This is a genomic window from Streptomyces viridifaciens (assembly GCF_001888885.2).
Classification (GTDB): domain Bacteria; phylum Actinomycetota; class Actinomycetes; order Streptomycetales; family Streptomycetaceae; genus Kitasatospora; species Kitasatospora aureofaciens.
In genome coordinates this window covers 351,265-370,243 of record NZ_CP090841.1, presented here as the reverse complement: position 1 = coordinate 370,243, position 18,979 = coordinate 351,265, and the positions used below count along the sequence as shown (strand labels likewise).

Sequence of the window (18,979 nt, the reverse complement as noted above, 5' to 3'; positions counted from 1 at the left end):
CTGTGTCAAAAACGGGCAGATCTGATGCAAAGAGCACCTGGCACTGTCAGATCAGTGGTGGGAGGCGAGGCATGCGGAGGCCCGGGCGGTACGGGGAACGGGTCAGTGCCCGGACCCCCGCCGCAGCTCCTCCCGGACGGCCGGCCAGTCCCCGGCCCACGGCCGCCCCGCCCCGGCCGGCGATTCCAGGGCGAGTGTCGCCAGGTAGACCCGCTTGAGCGCCGCCTGCTCGTCCCGCACCCGCCCCGCCGCCTGCTCGATGCGGCGCAACCGGGCGTGCAACCGCTCCAGCGCGCCCCCGCCCGCGAGCAGCCGCCGCGCCTCGGGGCCGAACCGGAAGCCGGGCGCCAGCAGCGGCCAGGCCGCCCGCCACACCCGGAAAACCTCCCGGTGGCCCGGGCCCCACTCCCGCTCGGCCCGGCCCAGCCGCTCCAGTGCCGCTGCCTCGGTCGGCGCCGTGCAGATCTCCCGCAGGGCCCGGGTCAGCCCGCTCCAGTCCTCGCCCGGCGCGTGCCGCAGCGCGGCGGGCAGCAGGTGGGCCACCGAGGTGTGCACCACCGCGCGAGGCCATCGCGCGGCCGCCGCCTCGGCCAGCCCCGCTCCAGCGTCACCCACCAGGACCCATACCTCGCGCACCCCGCGCTCGGCCAGCCCGTCCAGCACCTCCGGCCAGTGCTCCCCGTCCACGGCCGGCCACAGGCCCAGCACCTCCCGCAGACCGTCGGCGGAGATCCCCAGCGCCAGGTGCACCAGCGGGCCGCCCGAGCGGCCGCTGCGCACCGAGTCGAGGAAGACCACCGGGTAGACCGGGTCCAGCGGGCGCCCGCGCCGGTCGGCGAGTTCGTCGAGCACCTGGTCGGTGATCACCGACACGGTCTCCCGGCTGAGCTCCACTCCGTACACCTCGGCCAGGTGCGCCACCAGCTCGCCCGAGCTGAGCCCGCGCGCGGTGAGCGAGACCACCAGCCGGTCGAGGCCGGGCAGCCGACGGGCCCGGGGCCGTACCGTACGGGGCGCGAAGCTGCCGTCGCGGTCGCGTGGCACCCGCACGTCCACCGGGCCGATCTCGGTGAGCAGCCGTCTGTCCCGCGCGCCGTTGGGGCCGTTGGGGCCACCGGGGCGGCCGGCGACCGTACGGCCGCCGGCGCCGGTGGGGCTGTTGGTGCCGGGGCCGCGCAGGTGCTCCTGGAGTTCGAGCTCCAGGGCTCGCTCGATCAACTGCTTGGCGAGCGCCTGCAACAGCCCGCCGTCGCCCAGCAACTGCACCGCGCCGGAACCGACCTGCGCGGCGGCGGCCTCCGCGAGCTGCCGCACCAGACGCTGGTCCACCAACTCGGCCAGGTCCACGGACGGGGGCCGTGGATCGGGATCAGCTCGCAACAAGGGGTGCCCTCCGTCCGTCGGCCGGCCGATCCACCGGCCGTTCGCTCCGGCCGCCCTGACGGGTCGACACGTGCAATGCGGCGGCCATCCGCCCGTCACCGCAGTCGGGTACGGTCGTCCTCGCCGTCACCACCGTCGGACGCCGTTTCCGGGCATGCCCGGTTTCGCCGTGAACCGCTGATTTCCGCGCCTTCAGGGCGTACACTCGCGGCTGTCGTGGCCCGGGGGGGATGCGTCCGAACAGCAGGCAAGCACCATCCTGCCCTTTCGGATGCCTGGCTGTAGCCGGTGCGGGCATTCGTGAAAGCGCAATGCCGAAGCCGGAAGGACCCCCAGATGTGCGTATCCCAGGACAGGTGTACGGAAAAGGGGACACCCCAACTCTGTGACCGGGGTATCGAGTACTACCGGGCCGCCCTCACCAAGGGGGCCGCCGTCGGGCAGGCTCCCGAGTGCCTGCTCAGCATGGGCCTGCTGCGCACCCTGCCCGGGGCCGGGCAGCGGCTCGCCCCCGTCCCGCCCGACCTCGCGGTCACCGGCCTCGCCCGGCCGCTCGAACTCGCCGTGCTGGCCCACCAGGAGCAGCTCGCCGAACTGCGCACCGCCTTCACCGCGGCCGAACAGGCCTACCGGGACGTGATGAGACAGGCCCAGCTCCCGATCCGCCTGCTGGCCGGCGAGGAGATCAACCCCGCGCTGGAGAAGGCCGTCGCGGCCTGCACCGAGGAACTGCGCACCGCCCAGCCCGGCGGCGGCCGCGGCGCCGACCAGCTCGCCGACGCCCTCCCGCGCGACCTCGCGCTCGCCGAACGCGGAGTTCGCCAACGCACCCTCTACCAGCACACGGTGCGCTCACACGGCCCGACGCTCGCCTACATCGAGCAGGTCACCGCCCGCGGTGCCCAGGTGCGCACCCTCAACGAGGTCTTCGACCGGGTCATCATCTGCGACAGCTCCACCGCCTTCATCCCGGCCGGTGCCAAGCGCGAGGCCGCCGCGGTGCTCATCCAGTACCCGCCGCTGGTCGAGTACCTGCTCAAGATCTACGAGCTGATGTGGGAGCGCGCCGAGCCCGTCACCTACCCGGAGGGCCACCACCGCCCCCGACTGCTCACCGACCGCACCCGCCGCAACGTGCTGCGGCTGATGGTCAACGGCTTCACCGACGAGGCCATCGCCTCCCGCCTCGGCATGAGCACCCGCACCGTCTCCAGCCACATCCAGAAGGCCAGCGAACTCCTCGGCAGCCGCAGCCGCGGCCACCTCGGCTACATCATCGCGCGCGAGGGCGTGCTGGACGAAGCGCCCGACGAGCTCTGACCGAGCGCCAGGTGCCTTTCCTCTCGGCAGGGCTTCGGGCAGCGAAGCCTCGGCAGGGGAGCACCGGGTCCGCTCGTGGGCGGGGCAGTGGGTGGGGCAGCGGGTGGGCGGCGGAAATTCGTTCGCGCTCCCGGAGGCCGGTCGGCGAAGCTGCCCGGATGCAGCGAGCGAGCAGCCGGACCGTGACGGTCGACCTCACCCACGGGGACGAGTACTTCGGGCAGTTGGGCCCGTTCGAGGCGGACCTCGGATGGTGGTCCTCGGTGGACGGGGTCGTCGCGCGGGCGACGGAACTGGCCGGAGCGCCGGTGCTGGTGACCAGGCTGGTCGACGGGCACAGCGAGGACCCAGGCCACGGCGGCCGGGTGCGCTACCACGCCGAGGCGCTCCGGCGGCCGACCGCCCTCGAACCCCGCCCGCTGGACGGCGGAACGGCCGCCCTGCTGGCGCCCGCCGACCGCCGCGCCGCGTGGGCCACGCCCGAGGGCCTGCGCGCCGCGCTGGCCTGGGCCGACACGCAACTCGGCGCGATCGGCCGCCCGGCCGGCGCCGCCGCGCGGCAGATCCGGACCTGGAACCTGTCCGCCCTCTTCCGACTCTCCACCGCCGCCGGCACCGACGCCTGGCTGAAGACCACCAGCCCGCGGTTCAACGCCCTGGAAGGAGAGGTGATCGCGCTGCTCGGCGCCGCCGACCCGTCGCTCGTCCCGACCGTCCTCGCCGCCGACCCGGCCCACGGCCGGCTGCTGCTCGACCACGTCCCCGGCGAGGACTGCTGGAGCCCGTCCACCGGGACCGTCGCCGACGTCGTCCCGCGCTTCGTCGCCGCCCAGGCGGCCCTGGCCGCCCGCCCGGGCGCGCTCGCGGGCCTGCGAGACCGCACGCCCGCCGCGCTGCACGCCCAGTTCCTGGCGCTGCTGGACCGCCTCCCCGCCGAGACCGACCTGACGGCCGCAGAGCAGGACCGGCTGCGGGACTTCGCCGCCGAGCTGCCCGCACTGCTGGACGGGCTGGCCGCCTGCGGGCTCCCGGAAACCCTCCTGCACGGCGACTTCCACCCCGGGAACTGGCGCACCAACGACGGCAGCCCGGTCGTGGTCGACTACGCGGACGCCTGCCTCGGCCACCCCGCCCTGGACGGCCTGCGCCCCCGCGCCTACCTCACCCCGGAGGCCTGGCAGCACGCCGCCGTGGTCTGGACGGCCGCCTGGCGCGAGCACGCCCCCGGCTCGGACCCGCGCCGCGCCCTGGAGCTCGCCGAGCCGCTGTACCACCTGTCCTACGCGCTGCGGTACCAGGAGTTCCTGGACCACATCGAGCCCAGTGAGCGTCCGTACCACGAGGGTGACCCGGCCGCCGAACTGCGCGCCGTTCTGGCACCGGGCGTTTCGACCCGCTGAATGTGGGCAGCGGCTGAGCACCGAAGGACGAGGGAGGACCTGATGTCAACCGGGACCCTCATCGCGATCATCGTCCCCGTGGTGGTCGTACTGATCCTGGCCGCCGTGGTGCTGTGGTACGTGAACCGCCGCCGCCGGCTGCAACAGCGGTTCGGCCCGGAGTACGAGCGCGCCGTCGACCGTACCGGCAGCCACCGGGCCGCCGAGCGGGACCTGCGGGAGCGGGAACAGCGCCACGACCAGCTTCAGATCACGCCGCTGCCACCGGACGCGAGACAGCGGTACACCGAGGACTGGAAGCGGGTCCAGCAGGAGTTCGTCGACCGGCCGGGCGAAGCCGTCCAGCACGCAGACCGGCTGGTCACCCTGCTGATGCACGACCGCGGCTATCCCACCGAGGGCTACGAACAGCAGCTCCGGGACCTGTCCGTCGAGCACGGACGGACGCTGGAGCACTACCGTGCGGCCCACGCGACCAACGCCTCGGCCCGACGGGCCGACGCCACCACCGAGGAGCTCCGGGGCGCGATGGTGCACTACCGCGCGCTGTTCGCGGAGCTCCTGAACGGTGACGAGCCCCCGGGCCGGGACAGCGGGGCCGGAAGGAGATGACCGAGATGTCGCACATGCACTTCGACGACAAGGGGCGGATGACCACCGAGAAGTCCGCCGCCACCGAGGAGGAACAGCGGACCGGGGCCGAGCGGGACACTACGGTGTTCGGTTCCGAGGAGCAGGAGGGAACCGAGTCCCGGGAGAGGCAGCGGGCCGTCTACCCGGGCGAGGCCACCGGCAACGCCGACAGGTCCGACACGGCCGACACGAGCGGGACGACCAGCACCGCTGACATCGCGGGTACGACCGGCACGACCGAGGCCTCCGGCAGCACCGACACCACCGGCACCACGGACACGACCGGCACGACCGGCGCTACGGACACGACCGGCGCTACGGACACAACCGGCGCTACGGACACAACCGGCAACGCCGGCACGACCGAGGCCCCTGGCACGACCGGCACCACCGGCACCGGTGGCGGCCCCGACGAGGCAGGTGACCGCACGACCCGCGCCGAGGAGGGCGAAGTGCCGGACCAGTCGGACGAGGGCCGCAGCGCCGACCGTGAACCGCTGCTCCCGGCGGCGGAGACCCAGGAGCTGCGCGAGCGCTGGCAGCAGGTGCAGACGGACTTCGTCGACGACCCCCGCCAGGCCGTCCACACCGCGGATGCCCTCGTCGCCGACCTCATGCAGCGACTGGCCGCGTCCTTCGCCGACCGCCGAAGCAGCCTCGAAGGCCAGTGGAACCGGGGTGACGAGGTCGAGACCGAGGAGCTGCGGGTCGCCCTCCAGCAGTACCGAACCTTCTTCAACCGTCTGTTGCAGAGCTGAGGGAGGAGAGCCTGTGTCCGCAGCATGAGCTGCCCGGGTGGAACGTGCGCCGCCGAACCCGGTGCCGTCGCCGGTGTTGCCCGAGCTGACGTTGCAGGAGCTGTTGCAGGAGCTGGAGTGCGTCTCGGCCTTGATCCGGCCGGTGTCGGCTGCCGCGGGTGCGGCAGCCGACACCGGCCGGGCCGTCACTCCGCCGGGGCGATCCGGTACCCTCCACGCGCCGAGTGCAGGGCCAGTGCCTCGACCGGGCAGTACTCCACCGCCTCGGCCAGCCCGTCCGTCAGCTCGGCGCCCGCGTCGGCGTACTCGGCCACCGGCCGGGCCCGCCCGTCGGCGTCCAGGGCCAGCGAGCCCGGGGCGCTCAGCGCGCACATCCCGGAGCCGATGCAGCGGTCGCGGTCGACCCGGACGACCACCGGCTCCGTCCCGGCGGGGCCCGTCACCAGGCGACCCGCAGCGCGTTGGGGCTGCGGGTGAGCAGTCCGCGCCGCCAGTCGATGTCCTCGACCGGGTCGGCCATCCGCAGCGCGGGCAGCCGGCGGGCGAGCCGGTGCAGGGCGAGTTCGAGTTCCATCCGGGCCAGCCAGGCGCCCAGGCAGTGGTGCGGTCCGGCGCCGAAGGTGAGCATCGGCGCGGCCAGCGGGGAGAACAGCTCGGTGCGCAGGTCCCCGGTGAAGACCTCCGGGTCCTGGTTGGCGGAGCCGGTGTCGGCGGCGACGACGCTGCCGGCCGGGATGACCACCCCGCCGATCTCGACGTCCTCCACCGTGCGGCGCAGCAGCCCGGGCATGTGCTCCGCGGCGTCGCCGAGCGGGACGGCCCGCAGGATCTGCTCGGTCGCGGCGGCTGCGCTCGTCTCGTCGGAGGCGAGCCGCTGCCAGGCCTCGTGGCCGTCCTGGAGCAGGTAGACCAGGGCGTTGCCGAGGCTGGTCATGGTGGTCTCGTGACCGGCCACCACGAGGCCGATGACCAGCGCGATCAGCTGGCCCTCGGTGATCGAGCCGTCCTCGGCGGCGGCCGCGAGCAGGCTGCTGACCAGGTCCTCGCCAGGGTCGGCGCGGCGGTCGGCGATCACCTCGGCGCCGAAGGCGGCGAACTCGGTCATCGCGGTGCCGATCGCCTCGGCGCTGTAGGCGGTGGTGGAGAGCGCGTGGTCGCTCCAGTGCGCGAGCCGCTTGCTGTCGAGGTTGTCCAGGCCCATCAGGCGGCTGATCACCGCGACCGGCAGCGGCCGGGTGTAGGCGCCGACGACGTCGGCGGGGGAGCCCCTGTCGATCAGCTCGTCGATCAGCGACTCGACCACCGAGGCCACCCAGGGCTTCCAGCGGGCGATCGCGCGCGGGGTGAACGCCCGTTGCACGGTGCGGCGCAGCCGCTGGTGCTCCGTGCCGTCGATGTTCAGCATGCTCTGCGGGTCGTCCAGGATGTTCGGCGTGACCATGAGCGGCGGGGCGTCCGGCGCGTAGAGCGGGGCGCGGCCGAGGCGCGGGTCGGTCAGCACCTGGCGGACGTCGGCGTGCCGGCTGACCAGCCAGACCGGGGTTCCGGTGGGCAGCGCGGCGAGCCGGGGCGGGCCGGGTTCCAGGTGGCGCAGGCAGTGCATCGGGGGGAGCGGGGCGGTGCCGGTGCCGGCACCGGTCGCACTGTTCTCGGTGGACATCCGTACTCCAGACTCCAGGGCGGGGGCCGCGGGGGCGGCCCGACGGGGGGTGCATCCGGGGTGTGGCGAGGGGGACGGGCGGTTCGGCCGGGGGCGGCTCGACCAGGGCCGGCGGTGCGGGTGGTGCCGGGTGGTGCGGGTGGGGCGGTCGTGCGGGTGGTGCCGGGTGGTGCGGGGAGCGTTGCCCGGGCGGGGGCACGGGCCGTGCGCGGGCAACGCCGGACGGCGCCGGATGGCGCGAAACGTACGGGGCGTACGGTCGGTGCGCGCCCGGCACGTGCGGCGTGCGGTGGCGTGCCGTCAGGTGGGGCGGATGTGCTGAGCGTGGTCGCGTGGACCGTCTCAGCTACGACCGTACGTGGACGGCGGGGCACCCGTCTGCGGCACTTCCAGCCAACGGCGGCGCTTTCCGGGCAGTTCGCAGCATGCTGACGGGCGCTCAGCGCCACTCGAGCGCCCCTGCCCGCCGGGCCGCGCGGGGCCGGACGCCGCGTCGGCACCCGACCGGTCGGGCGCTACCCTTCGTAGGCAGTCCTTCAGCAGTGCTCCTACAGTTCTCCTGCGGTCCTTCTGCAGTGCTTCTGCAGGCGCTCTGCAGTCGTTTGTCGCAGGTCACGCCGGTGCAGAGCCGCATCGGCCGATGGAGGTGGAATCGGATGGCCCAGCAGGTCAAGGCAGTCATCGCGCGTGCCAAGGGTGCGCCCGTGGAGGTGACCACGATCGTGGTACCGGACCCGGGGCCGGGCGAGGCGGTGGTGCGGATCCAGGCCTGCGGCGTCTGTCACACGGACCTCCACTACCGCGAGGGCGGCATCAACGACGAGTTCCCGTTCCTGCTCGGCCACGAGGCCGCGGGCATCGTGGAGTCGGTCGGAGAGGGCGTGACCGAGGTCGAGCCCGGCGACTTCGTCGTCCTCAACTGGCGTGCGGTGTGCGGTCAGTGTCGCGCCTGCAAGCGCGGCCGCCCGCAGTACTGCTTCAACACCCACAACGCGAAGCAGAAGATGACGCTGCTGGACGGCACCGAGCTCTCCCCGGCGCTGGGCATCGGCGCCTTCGCCGAGAAGACCCTGGTCGCGGCCGGCCAGTGCACCAAGGTCGACCCGGCCGCCGAGCCGGCCGTCGCCGGACTGCTGGGCTGCGGCGTGATGGCGGGCCTCGGCGCCGCGATCAACACCGGCAGCGTGGGCCGCGGCGACACCGTCGCCGTGATCGGCTGCGGCGGAGTCGGCGGGGCGGCCGTGATGGGCTCCCGGCTGGCCGGGGCGTCGAAGATCATCGCGGTGGACATCGACGACCGGAAACTGGAGACGGCCCGCAAGCTCGGCGCCACCCACACCGTCAACTCCCGCACCACCGACCCGGTCGAGGCGATCCGCGAGCTGACCGGCGGCAACGGCGCGGACGTCGTGGTGGAGGCCGTCGGCCGCCCCGAGACGTACAAGCAGGCCTTCTACGCCCGCGATCTCGCCGGCACCGTCGTCCTGGTCGGCGTGCCGACCCCCGAGATGACCCTCGAACTGCCGCTGCTGGACGTCTTCGGCCGCGGCGGCGCGCTCAAGTCCTCCTGGTACGGCGACTGCCTGCCCACCCGGGACTTCCCGATGCTGATCGACCTGTACCTCCAGGGCCGCCTGGACCTGGGCGCCTTCGTCACCGAGACCATCGAACTCGACGCGGTGGAGCAGGCCTTCGAGCGCATGCACCACGGCGACGTCCTCCGCTCGGTGGTGGTGTTCTGATGGCCGCCCGGATCGACCGGCTGGTCACCGCAGGGACCTTCGAACTCGACGGCGGCAGCTGGGAGGTGGAGAACAACGTCTGGATCGTCGGCGACGACGAGGAGGCGGTGGTGATCGACGCCGCGCACGACGCCGACGCCATCGAGGCCGCGCTCGGCGGACGCCGGCTGCTGGCGATCGTCTCCACCCACGCCCACAACGACCACATCGACGCCGCCCCGGCGCTGGCCGAGCGCACCGGCGCGCCGATCCTGCTGCACCCGGACGACCTCCCGCTGTGGAAGCTCACCCACCCCGAGCGGCTCCCGGACGGCGAACTCACCGACGGTCGGCGGATCGAGGTGGCCGGCACCGAGCTGACCGTGCTGCACACCCCCGGCCACGCGCCCGGCGCGGTCTGCCTGTACGCGCCCGGGCTCGGCACCGTGTTCACCGGGGACACCCTGTTCCAGGGCGGCCCGGGCGCCACCGGCCGCTCGTTCTCGCACTTCCCGACCATCATCGACTCGATCCGGGAGCGGCTGCTCTCCCTCCCGGCCGACACGGTGGTGCGCACCGGCCACGGCGACCCGACCACGATCGGAGCCGAGGCGCCGGCTCTGCCGGAGTGGATCGCCCGCGGTCACTGACCGCCCGTACCGGTACGGCCCCCGGGGAGTCGATCACTCCCCGGGGGCCGTACCATCGCGATCATGGCCCACGACCCGCGCGAGCTCGACGACGCCTTCCTCGCTTTCTGGCGCGAGCGGCACATCTCCACCCTGACCACCGCCCGGCCGGACGGGACCCCGCACGTGGTGCCGGTCGGCGTCACCTTCGACCCGGCGACCGGCACGGCCCGGGTCATCACCAGCCGCACCAGCCGCAAGGCCCGCAACGTCGCGGCCGCCGGGCCCGAGGGTCTGCCGGTCGCGGTCTGCCAGGTCGACCGGGCCCGCTGGTCCACCCTGGAGGGCACGGCCGTCCTGCGCGACGAGCCGGCGCAGGTCGCCGACGCCGAGCGCCGCTACGCCGAGCGCTACCGCACGCCGCGGGAGAACCCGGACCGGGTGGTCATCGAGATCACCGTCAGGCGCGTCCTCGGCCGCGCCTGACGCTCCCGCCACTGCTCGCTCCGCATCTCCCCACTGCTCACTCCGCGAGTGCCGGGGCGATCCTGCGCAGCACCGACGGCCAGCCCTGCCCCATCCCCTGGTGGGCCTGCCGGCCCATCGGGTTGTCCAGGTCGAACCCCGTGTGCTCCAGCAGCAGCCGGGTGCCGTGCCCCTCGGGCACCAGCCGCCAGGTGACGGTGGTGTCCAGCGACCCGGCGGCGAAGCTGTACCGCAGCAGCCGCTCCACCTCCACCTCGACCACCTCGCACGGCTGCTGCCCCCACGGCCCCATGTCCAGCGTGAACCGGTGCCCGACCACCGCCTTCACGTCCCCGGCGGCCCACCACCGCGCGTGCAGCTCCGGATCGGTCAGTGCCTCCCACACCCGTGCCGGCGGGTACGGCAGGAACTCGTCGCAGTGGATCGCGGCCTTCTCGGTCATGAACCCTCCTCGTCCAGGAGCCGGTGCAGCGAACGCATCCGCGCCCGCCAGTAACGTTCGAACGGCTGGAGCCACTCCTCGACCGCGGCCAGAGGCCCGGGCTCCAGGTGGTAGTACCGATGCCGCCCGCGCGGCTCCTCCCGCACCAGCCGGGCGTTCCGGAGCACCGCCAGGTGCTCGGACACGGCCGGCCGGCTGAGCTCGAACTCCCCGGCCAGCTCCCCGGCCGCTCGTGGCCCGGCCCGGAGGCTCTCCAACAGTTTCCGCCGCACGGGGTTGGCCAGCGCGCTGAAGACGTCGACGTCCGCCATGGCTCCACCATGCGTCGGAGACTCCCGACATGTCAACTTCTCCCGACGCATGGGCGCGGATCGACGGCGGTCCACCTCGACGCTGTACGGGTGGTCCATAGCGAGCCGTGACGCCGCGACAGCGGCCGGGCGGCCGTCAGCGCGCGGACGGCAGGACGTTGCGCAGGTGGTAGCCGTCGCCGTAGCGGACCAGGCCGCGGAGTTCGGCCAGCGGGTTGAAGGCCTGGGCGTCGCGCCGGTGGGGTTGGTGGGTGAAGGGGATGCCGGACCAGGGGTTGTCGGGGTGGTGGTGGCTGCCGGGTTCGGCGGCGGGGTCGACGGGCCAGTGGAGCCAGACGGAGTCGCACCGTAGGCAGACGACCTCGCCCAGGTACCAGACCGCGCCGGCCAGGAAGGGGCTGGTCGGGAAGGAGCCGCTCGGGGACGGACCGCTCGGGAAGGGGCCGGTCGCCTCCGCGTCGAAGGCGTCCACCGCCGGGTACCGCCGCCGTACCTCCCGCTCCAGCGCGTCGAGGCCGGCCGGGGAGAAGTCGTACGCGCTCCGGCCCCCCGGCAGCTGGTCCGCCCAGGCCGGGAAGGCCGCCCGGCGCTCCCGCAGCCAGGCGGCCAGCACCGGGTCGTCGGACTGCGGTCCGATCGGGTCCAGCGGCGAGACCTCCTTGTGGGGCGTCCAGTCGGAGCGCTCCGCGCGGACCGCGGCCACGGCGGCCGCGAGCCGCGAGTGCTCCCGGCCGAACACCTCGCCGCCGGCCTCGGCGAGTGCGGCGTCGACCAGTGTGCCGACGGACAGCGGCGCCAGGCCAAGCGCCGGATCGGGGAGCACGACCGGTCCGGTGTCGTCCACGCCCCACCGGCCGCCGCCGGTGACCAGCAGCACTTCGCCCAGGTATCCGGCCGCCGCGCGGGTGAAGTCCTCGTCCGGTCCGCCGGGTTCGGCGAGCAGCACCTGCTCCAGGGCGGCCAGCGAGCCGGGGCCGTAGTCGAGGGCCGGGCCGTCCGTCAGGTGCACCCGCTCCAGGCGGGCGACGAGGAGGGGAAGGTCCTCCAGCCAGTCCTCCAGCATCGCCCGCCCCGTCCCGCCGTGATCGTCGTCCATGTCGGTCAGCCTATGCCCTGGGCCGTCAACTCCCGTGAATTCAGGCGAAATTGTGCCTTCTGTGGCCGATCTGTAAAGCCGTCGAATTCCCTCCGCGCCGCGGCTAGGGTGGCGCCCGCCGGGGACGTGTCGACGGGGGCCGCACGCCGCCGGGCGCACGTGTCCGAGTTCCGGCCCCCACGAGGGGATCGCCACACCGTGCAGACACCGTTACGCCCCAGGGGGCGGCTGGCGGCCCAGGCCGCGGCCGTCGTCCTGGGCATCACCACGCTGGTGCTGGCCGGACTTCCCGGCCTGCAGGAGCACGCCGAGGCGGCGCCGACCATCACGCGCTGCCAGGACAAGTACGGCACCTCGCCGACGCCGCCGGACCCGTCCACGCTCCCCGGTTACCGGCCCGCCGGCTCCGGCCAGTGGGCCACCCCGGACGCCGAGCAGCGCCTCTACCCGTACGACCTGCCGTCCCAGGGCTTCAACGGCCTGGAGGACCCGTCCAGCATCCCGCTGCCCCAGGGGTCGGACCCGAAGAAGTACGACTGGGGCACCATCGAGAACGCGGTCGCGACCTGGATGCAGAAGCAGGCCGGCAGCACGCCCTACAAGGGCAGCTTCAACGACTGGCTGAACAACGTCTACACCCGCAACGTGGGCAACAACCGCCGTGGCGAGGCCTACGAGCGTGAGGTCGTGCGCTACTTCAACCTCGGCGGGGTCGACTGGATCTGCCAGGGCAGCCTCAAGGACCTCGACGGGAAGCTGTACCAGGAGCTGAAGGACGAGCTCGGCGACCAGTTCCCCAAGAGCGACCGCAAGTTCGACGCGGTCAACATGCGGACCAGGACGATCTACGAGATCAAGTCCGGCATCGGTTACGACAAGGCCCAGCTCCCGGTGGACAAGGCCCTGAGCGCGCGCGGCTGGAAGGTCGTCTACATCAACGGCCAGCAGCCGGACGGCAGGACGATCGACAAGTACAAGGCCGCCGGGGTCGACTACTACCGGCACTCGGCCACCCCGGAGCCGCAGTTCAAGCAGACCCCGTACCTGCGCCAGGACCCGGCGACGATGACCGCGGACCCGGCCGAGCCGTCCGTCGGCGCCGGCACCGACATGGTGAAGGGCTCCGCCCCGACCCCGGAGGAGGCGGAACAGGAGGCCCAGCGGACCAACGGCCTGATCGAGGAACCCGAGCAGGACATCCGCCGCCCCGGCGGCATCGACTTCTCCACCCTCGACCTCTCCTACGTCGGCCAGACCAAGGCCGGAAACCTGAAGTACGCGTTCAGCGCGAGCAGCACCGACGAGGACGGGAAGCCCGGCTACGGCGGCCAGGAGAAGGCGCAGCTCATCTCGGACGCCTTCTTCACCTGGCTCGCGCTCACCCCGGACCACTTCTGGGTCAACCTCAACCCCGACGACCCGAGCACGATCATGCAGCCGCCGTTCGACAGGACGGACGCCGGACGGGTGCTGCTCGAGGCCGACCTGGCCATGAAGCGCGACTTCGGCCGGACCGAGGACCCGAAGACGGAGGCCGGGAACAAGTTCTGGTACGGCATCTCCCGGGTCGACGGGCTGCCGTGCATGAACTCCACCCGCAACTGGATCGTGCCCAAAGAGGCCAAGGTGCGCGTCCAGGACGACGGCGTCTACATCCTCGACAGCCCGCTGGAAGTCAAGACCGTGGCCCAGGACTACACCAGCACGGGCCCGGGCCAGAGCTGCCACCTGACCAAGGAGCAGATCGACCACAACATGGACGTCTACCGCTCCACCATCCTGCCGATCGTGGAGAAGGAGGTGAACGAGGACCCGAAGTACGCGGACCTGCGCCGCGTCTACAAGGCCCGCATCGGCGCCGAGTACGTCCGCCAGACGGTCGCGAAGGACCCGAAGGCGTTCGGCGGCGCGTTCACCAAGATCATCGACAGCAACGACGTGTCGAAGTGGCCGCTGCGCGGCAAGAACGCCGGCTGGGACAAGATGACCGTCTGGCGCGAGATGCGGAAGTCGTTCACCGAGGGCGACTTCACGTACCAGCTCCCGCTCGGCGGCACCGTCTACACCTACATCGTCGGCGGGGTCGACTTCCAGCAGCAGCCGCAGCAGAAGATCGACCAGGCGGCCTTCCGGACGGCGAAGCCGAACCTCGACGACGTCACCCAGCACGCGAAGGCCGAGGCGCTGTCGTACAAGGACGACGGGGTCACGGTCATGGGCGGCGACAACAGCGGCCAGGCGGGCACCAGCGGCGACCCGACACCCACGCCCACGCCGACTCCCACGCCCACCCCGACGCCCACTCCGACTCCCACCCCCACGCCGACGGGAACCCCCGCACCGACGCAGACCCCGACCGGTGGACCGACCACCGGCCCGACGCCGACGCCCACCGGGCCCCCGACACCGAGCGGTGACGCGGGCGGCGGTACGGGCGGCGCGAACGGCGGCACCGGCACCGGAACCGGCGCCGGTGGCGGTGGCGGCAGCCTCGCCTCCACCGGCGCCCGGATCACCGGCCTCGCCGGAACCGCCGCCGCACTCACCGCAGCCGGCACGGCCCTGATCTGGCTGCGCCGCCGCCGCAACACCACCGACTGACCCCGAGGGCCTGTCCTCGAACTCCCGCCCGCGGCGCGGACGAAAGGAGTTCGAGGACGGGCCCCAGGCCCGAACCCGCCTGCTGCTGACGTAGTCGGCAGGGATCGGTTGTACATGCCCCAGGAGATCCCGAGCCCGAGGTTGTCGATGATCTGGGTCCGGACGAAGTGGCCCGGGCCGTCATAGGCCCACGGGGACCGGGCGCCGCCGTAGGAGTCGTACCGGATCTGGCCGTTGTCCCGGACCAGGACACACACGTCGGCGGACGGTTCCGCCGGGGCACGGCCGGACGGGGTGATGCTTCCAGCGGCCGATCGCCGTGACAAGGGCCGGTTCCGGACGCCCGGGCGGTAGGCGCGCCGTAGTCAGAAGGTGAAGCTCTCCAGGTGGTCCAGGCGGAGGAAGCGGGCCTCCGGGTCGGCCCGGTGGACGGCGGCTTCGAGCTCGGCGAGGCCGCCCCAGTCGCGGGCGGGTTCGTTGAGGGGGTGGTCGAAGTCGTCCCAGTGGGTGGGAACGACGTACGGGGGGTGGTCGAGGACGTCGAGGAGGCGGGGGACGTAGTCGGGGACGGAGGCTCCGCCGGGCTGGAGGAGGAGGACGTCCGGGGTGAGGCCGGTGAGGTGGCGGGCGTCGTAGTTGGCGCCGCCGCTGTCGAGGATGCTCAGCTTGTCGCCGACGGTGATCAGGTAGGCGAGGGTGCCGCCTTCCACGAGGTCCGAGATGACGCGCGGGCGGGGCGGCGGCGAACCCGGGCGGGTGCCGGGGAAAGGAACCTTGGAGCGGGGGCCGGTCATCGAGTGCAGTGAGTTGATCACCTGGACGGTGTAGCCGTCGAACTGCAGGTACTCCCCGCCGTGCACCATCGACAGCTGGTCCTCGGGCGCGCCGAGCGCGGCCAGCAGGTTGGCGTGGGTCTCGGTGCCGAGGACGGTCGCGCCGGTGCGGGCGGCGAGGTACGGGACGTCGGACAGGTGGTCGTAGTGACCGTGGGTCACCAGGATCTGGTCCGCGCGCAGCCGGAGGCTGTCGATGAGGGCGGTGTCGACGCTGAGCGGGGTGGCGGGGTCGGCGCCCTTCGGGGTGTACGTCCCGGTGGGGAAGCGGGTGATCCAGGGGTCGATCAGGATCGTGGTGGGCCGGTCGGGATCGCCGAAGCTGATCTCCCAGCCGTTGTTGCCCAGCCAGCGCAGCCGCACACCGGCCGGGCCGGGCGGCCCGGGGCGGTGCCGTCGGCGGCCGGACGGTCGGACACCGGCCGCCGCGGAGCTCGGGCCGGGAGCGGCGCCGGTCAGCGCGGCGGCACCGGCGAGGGTCGCCGCGCCGGTCGCGGAGGCGGTGAGCAGGCGGCGGCGGGACAGGCGGTCGGCGGCGGGGGCGATCTGTCGGCGGTTCATTCGGCGGGGGTGCAGGGGCATCGTCAACTACCTCCTCGGACTGTTCGGTGCGGTGCGGTGCGGTTCCGTTCGGTTTCGGACGGACGGTCGTGGGCGGGCGGTTGTCGCTGTCGGTCGTGGACCGGCCGTCCCGGCCGGTCAGCCGAGGGCGGTGACGACGGCCTTGGTGGCCTCGGCGATCAGGGCGTCGTCGGAGGTGGCGTCGGCCTTGCCGCGGTCGGACATCACGACCAGGACGACCGGGCTGCGCCCGCCGGACGGCCAGGCGACGGCGACGTCGTTGCGGGTGCCGTAGCCCCCGTTGCCGGTCTTGTCACCGATCTTCCAGTGGGCGGGCACGCCCGCGCGGATGAACGGGGCGCCGGTGGTGTTGCCGACCATCCAGTCGGTGAGCATCCGGCGCCGGTCCTCCGTGAGGACGTCGCCGAGGACGTAGCGCCGCAGGTCGGCGGCGAAGGCGCGGGGTGTGCTGGTGTCGCGGGGGTCGCCGGGGGTCGCCTCGTTCAGGGTGGGTTCGTTGCGGTTGACGTTGGTGGTCGGGTCGCCGAGCTCGCGCAGGGTCCGCTGGAGGTTCTCCGGGCCGCCGAGTTCGGTCATGAGGAGGTTGGCGGCCGTGTTGTCGCTGTACTCGAGGGCGGCGGCGGCCAGGTCGCGCACCTTCATGCCGGTGTCCACGTGCCGGGAGGTGATCGGTGCCCAGGTCAGCACCTCGTCCTGGCGGTAGGTGACCACCTTGTCCAGCTCCTGGTCGCTCGCCGTGCGCAGCAGGGCGCCGGTGAGCAGCGACTTGATCGTGGAGGCGAAGGCGAAGCGCTCGTCGGAGCGGTAGGCGACCTCCCGGCCGCTGCCGGTGTCCACCGCGTACACGCCGAGCCGGGCGCCGAAGTGCTGTTCGAGGTCCTTGAAGGCGCCGTCGGTCGGACCGGCCGAGGACTGGCCGGCGGAGGTCGTGGCGGTGGTGGGTACGGCCGCTGCCGCAGCGCCGGTGCCGCCGGAGGTGCCGTGGCCGCAGCCGACGGCCAGGGCCGCCGCGAGCAGGGCGACGGCGGGCAGCGCGGTCCGGGGGCGCCGGAACGACGACGTCATCGGTGGTCTCCAGATCAGACGTACGGGAAGGCCGCGTGGTCGGCCCGTGGCCTCAGCTAAACAGGCCGTCAGGACTCCGGTCCAAGACCATGATGGTGAACGGATCCATATCGGATTGCCTATGATTCCTGTTCATGGACCTGCTGGGGTACCTCCGCCACTTCCGTGCCGTCGCCGAGGAACGGCACTTCGGGCGCGCCGCCGAGCGGCTGCGGATCGCCCAGCCCTCGCTCTCCCAACGGATCCAGCGGCTGGAGCGCGAACTCGGCGTCACCCTGTTCGACCGCGGTCCGCGCGGGGTCGCGCTCACCCCGGCGGGCCGGCTGCTGCTCGACGAGGCGGAGGAGGTGCTGGAGAGCTCCGCCCGCCTGCTGGCCGTCGCGGCCGACCTGCGCACCGGCCGGGCGGGCACCCTGCGCGCGGCCGTACCGCCCGACCTCGGACCGGCGGCCCTGGCCGCGCTGCTCACCGGCTTCGAGAGCTCCTCCCCGGGCACCCGGCTCGACCTGCGGGAAGTGCCGGTCGCGGCCGCGGTGCGCGAACTCGCCCAGCACACGGTGGACGTCGCCGTCGTCCGCCACCCCTGCCCGGCCGCGGGCCTGGCCTTCGGGCCGGTCCTGCACCAGCCGCTGGGCGTCCTGCTCGCCGCCGACGGCCCGCAGGCCGACCGACCGGAGCTGGCCGTGGCGGAGCTGACCGGGCGGCGCCTGGTGCTCTTCCCCCGCGCCACCGCCCCGGCGCTGTACGACGAGATGCTGAACACCCTGGCCCGGCACGGCTGCACCCCGGAGGCGGTCGTCGACCCGCCCGGCCCGGACGTCGCGGGCGCGCTGGTGCTCACCGGCAGCGCCGTCGCCCTGGTGCCGCGCACCGTGGCGCCGCCGGGTACAGTCTGGCGTCCGCTCACCGGCATCCCGCTGACCTGGCGCACCTCCACCGCCTGGCCGGCCGGGCGGGACGGGCCCGCCGTCCGCCTGTTCGCCGAGGCCGCCCACCGGGCGCTGACCGAACCCGGCGGGCTGGTGCCCCAGCTGCCCAACCGCCCGCTCTTCCCCCGGCCCGCAATGGAGTTCCCGCTGTGACCAGCGAACGTACGAAGGGTGACCGAGCCCGCAGGGACCATCCGGGAGAGGACGCCCCCGCCCCTCGCGAACCCGCCGGCACCCGCGCCGCGCGCGCCCGCATCGCCGCCGCCTTCGCCGAGGCCGGAGTCACCGGCCTGCTGCACGCCCGCGACCTCGACACCGGCGCCGAACTCGCCCTCGGCGCCGACACCCCGGTCAGCACCGCCAGCGTCCACAAGCTCTGCCTCCTGGTCACGCTGTACCGCGAGGCCGCCGCCGGACGGATCGACCTGACCCGGCCGGTGGACCTCCCCGCCACCGGCCGCACCCCGGGGCGCACCGGCCTGTCGGCCATGCTCGACGCCGCCCGGCTCTCGCTGCGCGACCTCGCCTACCTGGCCCTCGCGGTCAGCGACAACGCGGCCGCCGACGTGCTCTGGGACGAGATCGGCCTGGACACCGTCAACCGGACCATGGCCGAGCTGGGCCTGACCCGCACCATCGCCGTCCACACCGTCCGCGAGCTGTTCGCCGCCCTCGCCGAGGACACCGGCCAGGACTCCCCGGTCGACCCCCCCGTCGTCGCCCGGCTCAGGGTCCTCGACCCGGCCTTCACCAACCGCAGCACCGCCCGCGAGATGACCGCCCTGCTCGCCGCCCTCTGGCACGGCGACGCCTGCCCCGGCGAACCCGGCGCCGCGCTGCGCCGCCTGCTCGGCCTCCAGGTCTGGCCGCACCGGCTGGCCTCCGGCTTCCCGTTCGACGACGTGCGCGTCCACGGCAAGACCGGCACCCTGCCCACCCTGCGCCACGAGGTCGGCGTCGTCGAGTACCCCGACGGCGGCCGCTACGCCCTGGCGGTCTTCACCCGAGCCGCCGCCACCAGCATCACCCTTCCCACCGCCGACGCCGCCATCGGCACCGCCGCCCGCCTCGCCGTCGACGCCCTGCGCCTCACGTCGCGCTGAAGGAGGGAACACCCGGCCGCCCGGACT

At 73.5% G+C, this 18,979-nt stretch carries 18 protein-coding genes; 10 read left to right on the top strand and 8 right to left on the bottom strand.

Annotation, left to right across the window (positions count from 1 at the left end):
* Nucleotides 1-102: 102 nt before the first annotated feature.
* Complete coding sequence (locus BOQ63_RS09235; RefSeq protein WP_051746688.1) at nucleotides 103-1,347, bottom strand: IS256 family transposase; 1,245 nt, start codon at nucleotides 1,345-1,347, stop codon at nucleotides 103-105.
* Nucleotides 1,348-1,719: 372 nt separating this feature from the next.
* Here BOQ63_RS09235 and BOQ63_RS09230 point away from each other — a divergent pair, with 372 nt between their 5' ends.
* The 4 genes from BOQ63_RS09230 to BOQ63_RS09215 all read left to right on the top strand — a co-directional run bounded on the left by BOQ63_RS09230 (nucleotide 1,720) and on the right by BOQ63_RS09215 (nucleotide 5,494).
* Complete coding sequence (locus BOQ63_RS09230; RefSeq protein WP_030280673.1) at nucleotides 1,720-2,703, top strand: helix-turn-helix transcriptional regulator; 984 nt, start codon at nucleotides 1,720-1,722, stop codon at nucleotides 2,701-2,703.
* A 158-nt stretch (nucleotides 2,704-2,861) separates the two neighbouring features.
* Complete coding sequence (locus BOQ63_RS09225; protein WP_150475775.1) at nucleotides 2,862-4,103, top strand: phosphotransferase family protein; 1,242 nt, start codon at nucleotides 2,862-2,864, stop codon at nucleotides 4,101-4,103.
* Between the two features lie 42 nt (nucleotides 4,104-4,145).
* Nucleotides 4,146-4,715 (top strand): hypothetical protein, encoded by a 570-nt coding sequence (locus BOQ63_RS09220; RefSeq protein ID WP_030280668.1) that lies wholly within the window; start codon nucleotides 4,146-4,148, stop codon nucleotides 4,713-4,715.
* A complete protein-coding gene (locus BOQ63_RS09215) occupies nucleotides 4,712-5,494 on the top strand; it encodes a hypothetical protein (protein ID WP_079183535.1) in 783 nt (260 codons plus the stop codon). The genes BOQ63_RS09220 and BOQ63_RS09215 overlap by 4 nt, the downstream gene beginning before the upstream one ends.
* A 185-nt stretch (nucleotides 5,495-5,679) precedes the next feature.
* Here BOQ63_RS09215 and BOQ63_RS09210 read toward each other — a convergent pair whose 3' ends face one another.
* Nucleotides 5,680-5,937, bottom strand: coding sequence for a ferredoxin (locus BOQ63_RS09210; protein ID WP_141763751.1), 258 nt, complete (start codon nucleotides 5,935-5,937; stop codon nucleotides 5,680-5,682).
* The gene (locus tag BOQ63_RS09205; RefSeq protein WP_046386684.1) at nucleotides 5,934-7,154 is read right to left on the bottom strand and encodes a cytochrome P450; all 1,221 of its coding nucleotides are present in this window, start codon (nucleotides 7,152-7,154) and stop codon (nucleotides 5,934-5,936) included. Before BOQ63_RS09205 ends, BOQ63_RS09210 begins: the two co-directional genes overlap by 4 nt.
* Nucleotides 7,155-7,810: 656 nt before the next feature.
* Here BOQ63_RS09205 and BOQ63_RS09200 point away from each other — a divergent pair.
* The 3 genes from BOQ63_RS09200 (at nucleotide 7,811) to BOQ63_RS09190 (ending at nucleotide 9,990) form a co-directional block, all read left to right on the top strand.
* On the top strand, nucleotides 7,811-8,896 hold the full coding sequence (locus tag BOQ63_RS09200) for an S-(hydroxymethyl)mycothiol dehydrogenase (RefSeq protein ID WP_030280653.1): 1,086 nt from the start codon (nucleotides 7,811-7,813) through the stop codon (nucleotides 8,894-8,896).
* On the top strand, nucleotides 8,896-9,525 hold the full coding sequence (locus tag BOQ63_RS09195; protein ID WP_030280651.1) for an MBL fold metallo-hydrolase: 630 nt from the start codon (nucleotides 8,896-8,898) through the stop codon (nucleotides 9,523-9,525). The genes BOQ63_RS09200 and BOQ63_RS09195 overlap by 1 nt, the downstream gene beginning before the upstream one ends.
* Before the next feature lie 63 nt (nucleotides 9,526-9,588).
* Nucleotides 9,589-9,990 carry a pyridoxamine 5'-phosphate oxidase family protein gene (locus BOQ63_RS09190; RefSeq protein WP_030280649.1) on the top strand — a complete coding sequence of 134 codons (402 nt, stop codon included), beginning with the start codon at nucleotides 9,589-9,591 and terminating at the stop codon, nucleotides 9,988-9,990.
* Nucleotides 9,991-10,027: 37 nt separating this feature from the next.
* On the opposite strand, the gene BOQ63_RS09185 is transcribed toward BOQ63_RS09190, so the two are convergent.
* The 3 genes from BOQ63_RS09185 to BOQ63_RS09175 all read right to left on the bottom strand — a co-directional run bounded on the left by BOQ63_RS09185 (nucleotide 10,028) and on the right by BOQ63_RS09175 (nucleotide 11,839).
* Nucleotides 10,028-10,432, bottom strand: a complete 405-nt coding sequence (locus BOQ63_RS09185; protein ID WP_030280641.1) for an SRPBCC family protein — start codon at nucleotides 10,430-10,432, stop codon at nucleotides 10,028-10,030.
* Nucleotides 10,429-10,743, bottom strand: coding sequence for an ArsR/SmtB family transcription factor (locus BOQ63_RS09180; protein ID WP_030280638.1), 315 nt, complete (start codon nucleotides 10,741-10,743; stop codon nucleotides 10,429-10,431). Before BOQ63_RS09180 ends, BOQ63_RS09185 begins: the two co-directional genes overlap by 4 nt.
* Before the next feature lie 136 nt (nucleotides 10,744-10,879).
* Entirely contained in the window at nucleotides 10,880-11,839 is a 960-nt protein-coding gene (locus BOQ63_RS09175; RefSeq protein ID WP_072654029.1) for a hypothetical protein, read from the bottom strand.
* Between the two features lie 198 nt (nucleotides 11,840-12,037).
* Between BOQ63_RS09175 and BOQ63_RS09170 the strand changes: the two genes are divergently transcribed.
* Nucleotides 12,038-14,440: a hypothetical protein gene (locus BOQ63_RS09170; protein WP_167395695.1), complete on the top strand. Its 2,403-nt coding sequence runs from the start codon at nucleotides 12,038-12,040 to the stop codon at nucleotides 14,438-14,440.
* 365 nt (nucleotides 14,441-14,805) lie between these two features.
* Here BOQ63_RS09170 and BOQ63_RS09165 read toward each other — a convergent pair whose 3' ends face one another.
* Nucleotides 14,806-15,834, bottom strand: coding sequence for an MBL fold metallo-hydrolase (locus BOQ63_RS09165; RefSeq protein WP_030280632.1), 1,029 nt, complete (start codon nucleotides 15,832-15,834; stop codon nucleotides 14,806-14,808).
* Between the two features lie 138 nt (nucleotides 15,835-15,972).
* Nucleotides 15,973-16,920: a class A beta-lactamase gene (gene bla, locus BOQ63_RS09160; protein WP_072654027.1), complete on the bottom strand. Its 948-nt coding sequence runs from the start codon at nucleotides 16,918-16,920 to the stop codon at nucleotides 15,973-15,975.
* Nucleotides 16,921-17,054: 134 nt separating this feature from the next.
* On the opposite strand from bla, the gene BOQ63_RS09155 reads away from it, so the two are divergent.
* Both BOQ63_RS09155 and BOQ63_RS09150 read left to right on the top strand, forming a co-directional pair.
* The gene (locus BOQ63_RS09155; RefSeq protein ID WP_150475774.1) at nucleotides 17,055-18,002 is read left to right on the top strand and encodes a LysR family transcriptional regulator; all 948 of its coding nucleotides are present in this window, start codon (nucleotides 17,055-17,057) and stop codon (nucleotides 18,000-18,002) included.
* Between the two features lie 101 nt (nucleotides 18,003-18,103).
* Nucleotides 18,104-18,952, top strand: a complete 849-nt coding sequence (locus BOQ63_RS09150) for a serine hydrolase (protein WP_223886217.1) — start codon at nucleotides 18,104-18,106, stop codon at nucleotides 18,950-18,952.
* Nucleotides 18,953-18,979: the final 27 nt, after the last annotated feature.

Bases quoted from the DNA above. Each gene is read 5' to 3' on its own strand.
- BOQ63_RS09230 (WP_030280673.1), top strand. From the start codon at position 1,720: ATGTGCGTATCCCAGGACAGGTGTACGGAAAAGGGGACACCCCAACTC.
- BOQ63_RS09225 (WP_150475775.1), top strand. From the start codon at position 2,862: ATGCAGCGAGCGAGCAGCCGGACCGTGACGGTCGACCTCACCCACGGG.
- BOQ63_RS09220 (WP_030280668.1), top strand. From the start codon at position 4,146: ATGTCAACCGGGACCCTCATCGCGATCATCGTCCCCGTGGTGGTCGTA.
- BOQ63_RS09215 (WP_079183535.1), top strand. From the start codon at position 4,712: ATGACCGAGATGTCGCACATGCACTTCGACGACAAGGGGCGGATGACC.
- BOQ63_RS09205 (WP_046386684.1), bottom strand. From the start codon at position 7,154: ATGTCCACCGAGAACAGTGCGACCGGTGCCGGCACCGGCACCGCCCCG.
- BOQ63_RS09200 (WP_030280653.1), top strand. From the start codon at position 7,811: ATGGCCCAGCAGGTCAAGGCAGTCATCGCGCGTGCCAAGGGTGCGCCC.
- BOQ63_RS09195 (WP_030280651.1), top strand. From the start codon at position 8,896: ATGGCCGCCCGGATCGACCGGCTGGTCACCGCAGGGACCTTCGAACTC.
- BOQ63_RS09190 (WP_030280649.1), top strand. From the start codon at position 9,589: ATGGCCCACGACCCGCGCGAGCTCGACGACGCCTTCCTCGCTTTCTGG.
- BOQ63_RS09185 (WP_030280641.1), bottom strand. From the start codon at position 10,432: ATGACCGAGAAGGCCGCGATCCACTGCGACGAGTTCCTGCCGTACCCG.
- BOQ63_RS09180 (WP_030280638.1), bottom strand. From the start codon at position 10,743: ATGGCGGACGTCGACGTCTTCAGCGCGCTGGCCAACCCCGTGCGGCGG.
- BOQ63_RS09175 (WP_072654029.1), bottom strand. From the start codon at position 11,839: ATGGACGACGATCACGGCGGGACGGGGCGGGCGATGCTGGAGGACTGG.
- BOQ63_RS09165 (WP_030280632.1), bottom strand. From the start codon at position 15,834: ATGAACCGCCGACAGATCGCCCCCGCCGCCGACCGCCTGTCCCGCCGC.
- bla (WP_072654027.1), bottom strand. From the start codon at position 16,920: ATGACGTCGTCGTTCCGGCGCCCCCGGACCGCGCTGCCCGCCGTCGCC.
- BOQ63_RS09155 (WP_150475774.1), top strand. From the start codon at position 17,055: ATGGACCTGCTGGGGTACCTCCGCCACTTCCGTGCCGTCGCCGAGGAA.